The organism is Candidatus Hakubella thermalkaliphila (assembly GCF_013281975.1).
In the GTDB taxonomy this organism is placed as follows: Bacteria; Actinomycetota; Humimicrobiia; order Hakubellales; family Hakubellaceae; genus Hakubella; species Hakubella thermalkaliphila.
This window is the reverse complement of record NZ_BLRZ01000106.1, coordinates 1-5,990: the sequence shown is the minus strand read 5'-3', so window position 1 is coordinate 5,990 and position 5,990 is coordinate 1. Positions and strand designations below refer to the sequence as shown.

General features: G+C 49.4%; 9 protein-coding genes. 7 read left to right on the top strand and 2 right to left on the bottom strand.

Translation table 11 applies throughout. The features are described from left to right. Positions 1 to 127: 127 nt before the first annotated feature. Together HW443_RS08915 and HW443_RS08910 are read right to left on the bottom strand one after the other, a co-directional pair. A complete protein-coding gene (locus tag HW443_RS08915; protein ID WP_176237260.1) occupies positions 128 to 325 on the bottom strand; it encodes a M24 family metallopeptidase in 198 nt (65 codons plus the stop codon). Positions 326 to 395: 70 nt separating this feature from the next. Then, positions 396 to 515 carry a M24 family metallopeptidase gene (locus tag HW443_RS08910; protein WP_258187195.1) on the bottom strand — a complete coding sequence of 40 codons (120 nt, stop codon included), beginning with the start codon at positions 513 to 515 and terminating at the stop codon, positions 396 to 398. An 817-nt stretch (positions 516 to 1,332) separates the two neighbouring features. Between HW443_RS08910 and HW443_RS08905 the strand changes: the two genes are divergently transcribed. The 7 genes from HW443_RS08905 to ruvB form a co-directional block, all read left to right on the top strand. After that, positions 1,333 to 1,596, top strand: a complete 264-nt coding sequence (locus tag HW443_RS08905; protein ID WP_176231511.1) for an ATP-binding cassette domain-containing protein — start codon at positions 1,333 to 1,335, stop codon at positions 1,594 to 1,596. A gap of 26 nt (positions 1,597 to 1,622) precedes the next feature. After that, positions 1,623 to 2,507, top strand: a complete 885-nt coding sequence (gene pdxS, locus HW443_RS08900) for a pyridoxal 5'-phosphate synthase lyase subunit PdxS (RefSeq protein WP_176231512.1) — start codon at positions 1,623 to 1,625, stop codon at positions 2,505 to 2,507. Further along, the gene (gene pdxT, locus HW443_RS08895; protein ID WP_176231513.1) at positions 2,508 to 3,107 is read left to right on the top strand and encodes a pyridoxal 5'-phosphate synthase glutaminase subunit PdxT; all 600 of its coding nucleotides are present in this window, start codon (positions 2,508 to 2,510) and stop codon (positions 3,105 to 3,107) included. A 122-nt stretch (positions 3,108 to 3,229) separates the two neighbouring features. Continuing rightward, positions 3,230 to 3,988 carry a YebC/PmpR family DNA-binding transcriptional regulator gene (locus HW443_RS08890; RefSeq protein WP_176231514.1) on the top strand — a complete coding sequence of 253 codons (759 nt, stop codon included), beginning with the start codon at positions 3,230 to 3,232 and terminating at the stop codon, positions 3,986 to 3,988. Between the two features lie 16 nt (positions 3,989 to 4,004). Next, positions 4,005 to 4,502 (top strand): crossover junction endodeoxyribonuclease RuvC, encoded by a 498-nt coding sequence (gene ruvC, locus HW443_RS08885; RefSeq protein ID WP_176231515.1) that lies wholly within the window; start codon positions 4,005 to 4,007, stop codon positions 4,500 to 4,502. Then, positions 4,499 to 5,098, top strand: a complete 600-nt coding sequence (gene ruvA, locus HW443_RS08880; protein WP_176231516.1) for a Holliday junction branch migration protein RuvA — start codon at positions 4,499 to 4,501, stop codon at positions 5,096 to 5,098. Before ruvC ends, ruvA begins: the two co-directional genes overlap by 4 nt. A gap of 19 nt (positions 5,099 to 5,117) precedes the next feature. Further along, positions 5,118 to 5,990, top strand: an 873-nt coding sequence (gene ruvB / locus HW443_RS08875; protein ID WP_176238077.1) for a Holliday junction branch migration DNA helicase RuvB, incomplete at its 3' end; no start/stop codon positions are given.

Below are 5,990 nucleotides of genomic sequence, written 5' to 3'. Positions count from 1 at the left end.
GGCCCCTTGCGGCCCCAAAAAATACCCCAAAAAGCGGGGTTCTGCGGAACTTGGGCTAAAATCTTCCTCGCATACCCTCCCATAGAACAGCTCCCTCCATAAGTAAATTGGCTTTCACCGAAATTACCTAGAAAATAGCCCATATTTTCATGTCTAAAGCAAATACAAAGCCATCCGAGATTTGTGAATCGTCATAGTTGGAGAGTGTGGGTGGTTCATTCACTTCAAGGCCTACCCCATGGCCAATCATCTTTGACTTTCGGCCGCCCCCAAAATTTAAGAACGGCTTCTCTGCATGAAGTTCTTTAGCCTTCTTAATAGCCATTATAAATATCAGAACATCTCATGCCTGGTTTGATATGTTCTATTAAATGGTCAGCAATCTCCCTTAAGGACTAAAAAAGTTTCTCCGTCTCATCCCTGGCCTTTCCAACGACATAGGTTCTTGACTGATCAGCATGGTATCCTTCAACCAGAATAGGGATATCTACAACCACTAAATCCCCCTCTTTCATCTTCTATATATCACATATAGCAGATTAAAGAAAAAGTCAAACCCTTTCTGCGAATGCGAATTTGCGCGGAGATTATTTACCTAGAAAATAGGCCTTCAATCATGCAGCAGCCTCCAAGGGTTCGAGGGTCACTTTATAGCCCATATTTTCATGGTTCACGGGTGATGGCCCCATCATGGCGAATTAGTTAAAAATTGCTTCGATTGAAGAGGAAGCTTGTGGAGAAAAATCTTTAGTTGCGGAATCGCTGACAAAAATCTTTCTGACCCTACCTTATGCTCTGTACCTTGAGATCTTGCTCATCGAAAGCCCTGTTTCCAGGCTATGCCCAAATCATGCTCATTGGTCTTCGCTAGTGTCTGAATGACAGAACCAGAAGTGGAAGGAAGCGCCCTTAAAGGAATCTCCACTCAAAATGGGTGATGGTACTCTGTGGCTCCGCCAAGCTCGTTGACGGATATGCTATATTTATACCGACAGTGGGAAAAAGGGGAGTAGTGGGAAAATTGCTCTGGATGTTACAAGGACAGGCAAATTCACCCTTATGGAGACACGACACAGAACAGGCAAGTTCGTCCTTATGGACAAAAGGCATTGCTGTGTTCACCCTCGCAGAGTATATTTCCTGAAGCAGAATTTAGTTAGTTCACACTGAAAAATGACCTGTCGATAGGGTAAAGGCAGAATACCCGAGAGTAAATTTTGCTCTGACCTACAGGGGCAAGCCTATTTTTCAGTGCGAACTAGTTAGAAGTCATGGGGGAATCTCCCGTGGCCTTTTCATTTTGGACCCCTTGACTTTAGATGAGGAAGTAAAATGTCCAGTCCAGCTCTTCAATGCCGGGGAGTTTCTAAGTACTTCTTCAAGAAAGGATTTTTTAGTAGCAAGGGTAAAGGGCAGAAAAATCCAGTTACTGTGGCTGTTGCTCATATCAATCTGGAGGTAGCCAGGGGGGAGACCCTGGGCGTGGTAGGACCTAACGGATCAGGAAAGTCCACTCTGATCCGGCTGATCTCCACCTTGCTCTATCCTGACTGTGGGACTATTCTTGTCTTCGGACATTTCTTCAGCTATGATTAGAACAGAAGATAAGGGAGGAATCTCAAATGATGGAGAAGGGAACATATAAATTAAAGACCGGTCTGGCTGAGATGCTGAAAGGCGGGGTGATCATGGACGTGACCACTCCCGATCAGGCTAAAATTGCTGAGGAAGCTGGAGCGGTGGCAGTAATGGCTCTGGAGCGGGTTCCTGCGGACATAAGAGCAGCAGGTGGTGTGGCCAGGATGGCTGACCCTACTATTATTGAAGCTATTATGGAAGCGGTCACTATCCCGGTCATGGCCAAGGTCAGGATAGGCCACTTTGTGGAGGCTCAGATTTTGGAAGCCCTGGGAGTAGACTTTATAGATGAGAGCGAGGTGCTGACCCCGGCTGACGAGGGCCACCACATAGATAAGTGGGATTTCAAGGTTCCTTTTGTCTGCGGAGCTATTAATCTGGGAGAAGCTCTGAGGAGGATCGGCGAAGGGGCAGCTATGATCAGAACCAAGGGAGAGGCTGGCACAGGAAATGTGGTGGAAGCGGTCAGACATATGCGAACCATCATGGATGAGATAAGGTGGCTGGCCGGCCTTCCCCGGGAGGAGCTGATGGCAGCCGCCAAGAAGCTGGGTGCTCCCTATGAGCTGGTACGCACTGTAGCGGAGACAAAAAAGCTGCCGGTAGTTAACTTTTCCGCCGGCGGAATTGCCACGCCCGCTGATGCTGCCCTGATGATGCAATTGGGAGCTGATGGTATCTTCGTCGGATCGGGCATATTTAAGTCAGAGAATCCCCGGGCCAGAGCAGCGGCCATTGTAGAAGCCACCATCCACTACCAGGATCCGGCCATTTTGGCCAGGGTTTCCAAAGGTCTGGGTGGGGCTATGGCTGGCCTGGAAATCTCAAAGCTGGGCGAGCAGGAGAAGATTCAGTTTCGAGGATGGTAAATGGACAGGATAAAGGTAGGCGTTTTGGGCCTTCAGGGTGATGTTCGAGAGCATCTCCTTATGGTGGCAGATTGTGGAGCAGAAGGGGTAGTGGTCAAGAGGCAGGAGGACCTGAAGGGGATAGATGGTCTGATCATCCCTGGGGGTGAGAGCACTACCATGGGCAGGCTTATGCAAAAGTATGATCTCATAGAACCCATTCAGGAGATGGGCCGAGAAGGAGTTCCCATTTATGGGACTTGTGCGGGGCTTATCCTGTTGGCCGTGAAGACAGTAGAGGGGGGACAGCCTCTCCTGGAGTTAATGGATATGGTAGCACGCCGCAATGCTTTTGGCCGACAGGTGGATAGCTTTGAGGCGGACCTTCAGGTCAAGGGCATAGGGGATGAGGTCTTCCACGCTATTTTTATTCGGGCCCCCTGGATCGAGGAAATCAGAGATCAGGTTGACCCTATGGCTGAAGTCGAGGGTAAGATAGTCATGGCCAGAGAGGGAAATCTTCTGGTTTCAGCTTTTCATCCAGAGCTGTCCCAGGATATCCGAATTCACCAATTTTTCATAGACATGGTCAGGGACCACAAAAAGGGATCAAAGAAGTGATCATAATTGGTCATTATGGCCTCATCACCTACAAAACACGAAAATCTGGATTATTTTCTAACTAAAGAGAAGTCCCATAAATTGAAGGAGACAGGCACCCGTTACTAAGGCGAGGAGAGGTAATGTCCGGACACTCCAAATGGTCAACTATAAAGCGCAAAAAGGCCAAAGAGGACGCCAAGAGAGGACAGATGTTTGGTAAATTGAGCAGGAGCATCACTGTAGCCGCTCGAGAAGGAGGGGGCAATCCTGATCTGAATGCTACTCTGGCCGCGGCCATTGAGAAGGCCAAAGAGTACAATATGCCTCAGGAGAGCATCGAGAGGGCTATTAAGAAGGGGACCGGTGAGATCTCCGGAGCCAAATATGAAAGAATGACCTACGAGGGATATGGCCCAGAGGGGGTTGCGTTAATAGTTGAGATAATGACGGATAACAGAAACCGGGCCGCTTCTGACCTGCGTAACATCTTCTCCCGCTATCATGGGAATTTGGGCACTCCGGGCTGCGTAAGCTGGATGTTTGAGAGAAAGGGCCTCATTGTTGCTCAGAAAAGTGAAGATCTGGATGAGGATACTATCATGTTAATGGCCATAGAGGCGGGTGCAGAGGATATTTCGCCTGCCGGTGCCAGCTATGAGATTGTAACTCCAGCTTCCGATCTCAATAGGGTTAAGGAATTTCTTCTCCAGCAGGGCCTAAGGATCGAGTCGGCGGAACTGACGGTTCTCCCCAAGAACCAGATCAGATTGGATAGCGAAAAGGCCCTGAAAGTCCTCAAATTTGTCGAGGCGCTGGAGGATCATGATGACGTACAGGAAGTCTACGTCAACTTTGAGATTCCCGACCAGGTAATGGCTCAGTTGACCTGGGAGGGATAACCTGCTTGGAGACAACATGATAGTCATGGGCGTCGATCCCGGGACAGCTATTACGGGAGTAGGTGTAGTGGAGGGCCGAGAGGGTAAGTTCACGGCCCTTTATTATGACTGTATTTACACCTCACCTCGCCTGAGTTCCTCCCAAAGATTGGGCAAGATATATGACCAACTTATGGATCTGATGGAGCGCTTTTCTCCTCACCAGGTAGCTGTTGAGGAGCTTTTTTTTAATGTCAATGTCAAGACAGCTCTTTCGGTAGGCCAAGCAAGAGGAGTGGTTCTCCTGGCTGCGGAAAGAAAAAACATCCAGGTAGCCGATTATACCCCCTTGCAGGTCAAGCAGGCTGTGGTAGGTTACGGAAGGGCCGAGAAAAGGCAGGTCCAATCTATGGTCAAAAAGCTCCTTTCTCTGAACGATGTCCCCGCAGTGGATGATGCCTCTGATGCTCTGGCGGTGGCCATATGTCATCTTAACTCCTTTAAAATGGACTCTCTGATGAAGGGGTTAAGTTGATCGGCTCAGTAAAAGGGAGGATTGAGGAGAAAGGATACAACTGCGTCATCGTCGACGTCAACGGGGTTGGCTACGAGATTGTCGTTTCTGCCAGGACTCTAGCGAGCCTGCCGGAAAAGGGGAGTCCCATCAGGCTATATACTTTCACCTATCTTCGTGAGGATGTTCTGCGTCTGTACGGCTTTATTCGTAAGGAAGAGCGACAGCTTTTCGAGAAATTGATCAGTATCTCCGGGATTGGACCAAAAGTAGCCATGGCCATTTTGTCCTTCTTTTCCGTGGATGAATTCAGAAGAGCAGTCATGACCAGGGATGTGGAGTTTATCTCTACGGTTCCCGGAATAGGCAAAAAGACAGCCAGCCGGCTTATTCTGGAGATGAAGGAAAAAATCGGCCTTCCGGAGCTGGAATTTGCGGCCGAGGTGGGGATGTCAGAGGAAGAAAGAAGTGCCTACGCAGATGCCAGAGCCGCTCTTCTGGAATTGGGCTACACTTCCAGGGATGTAGACAGCATATTTAAATCTTATAGGAAGGAAGGCCCTGAGAGGCCATCTGTGGAAGACATGGTTAAGTTTGCCCTAAGACACAAGATATAATTAGCTATTGGGAGAAGAAATGGAGGAAAGGATCACTCCAGCCGCTCTCCGGGAAGAGGAGATAGAGCTAGATCGAAGCCTGAGGCCCAGATATCTACGGGAATTCGTGGGCCAGGAGCGGATTAAGGAAAACCTCTCTGTCTTTATTGAGGCGGCTAAAATAAGGGGGGGAGCTCTTGATCATGTCCTTCTCTCTGGACCTCCGGGTCTGGGCAAGACTACCATGGCCGGAATTATTGCTAATGAATTGGGGGTGAACTTCAGGATTACCTCTGGCCCAGCTCTGGAGAATAAGAAGGATCTGGCGGCCATGTTGACCAATTTGGAAAGTAACGACGTGTTCTTTATTGATGAGATCCACCGTCTCAACCGGGCGGTAGAAGAGATCCTCTATCCTGCTCTGGAAGACTGCGTTATGGATATCATCATCGGGAAAGGTCCTTCGGCTCGATCCCTTCGCTTTGATCTACAACCTTTTACCCTGGTAGGAGCGACTACCCGGTCCGGCCTGATTACTTCTCCTCTTAGGGACAGGTTCGGGGTTAACATCCGGCTGGACTATTACTCCACAGACGATCTGATGGAGATTGTCCTCCGTTCGGCCAGAATTCTGGGGGTGGAGGTCGACGAGGAGGGAGGCAGGGAGCTGGCCAGGAGATCCCGAGGCACACCCAGAATTGTCAATAGGCTTTTGAAGAGAGTTTGGGACTACTCCATGGTTAAGGCTCACGGGAGGATCGACAAAGATATAGCCATGGAGGCCCTTCAAATGCTCCAGGTGGATGAAATGGGACTGGATAGTCTGGACCATAAGCTATTGAGCACCCTCATCGAGAAGTTTGGGGGCGGGCCAGTAGGACTGGGTACCCTGGCCATCTCCGTGGGAGAGGAG

Coding starts and splice junctions, on each gene's coding strand:
- HW443_RS08915 (WP_176237260.1), bottom strand. CDS start 325: ATGGCTATTAAGAAGGCTAAAGAACTTCATGCAGAGAAGCCGTTCTTA.
- HW443_RS08910 (WP_258187195.1), bottom strand. CDS start 515: ATGAAAGAGGGGGATTTAGTGGTTGTAGATATCCCTATTCTGGTTGAA.
- HW443_RS08905 (WP_176231511.1), top strand. CDS start 1,333: ATGTCCAGTCCAGCTCTTCAATGCCGGGGAGTTTCTAAGTACTTCTTC.
- pdxS (WP_176231512.1), top strand. CDS start 1,623: ATGATGGAGAAGGGAACATATAAATTAAAGACCGGTCTGGCTGAGATG.
- pdxT (WP_176231513.1), top strand. CDS start 2,508: ATGGACAGGATAAAGGTAGGCGTTTTGGGCCTTCAGGGTGATGTTCGA.
- HW443_RS08890 (WP_176231514.1), top strand. CDS start 3,230: ATGTCCGGACACTCCAAATGGTCAACTATAAAGCGCAAAAAGGCCAAA.
- ruvC (WP_176231515.1), top strand. CDS start 4,005: ATGATAGTCATGGGCGTCGATCCCGGGACAGCTATTACGGGAGTAGGT.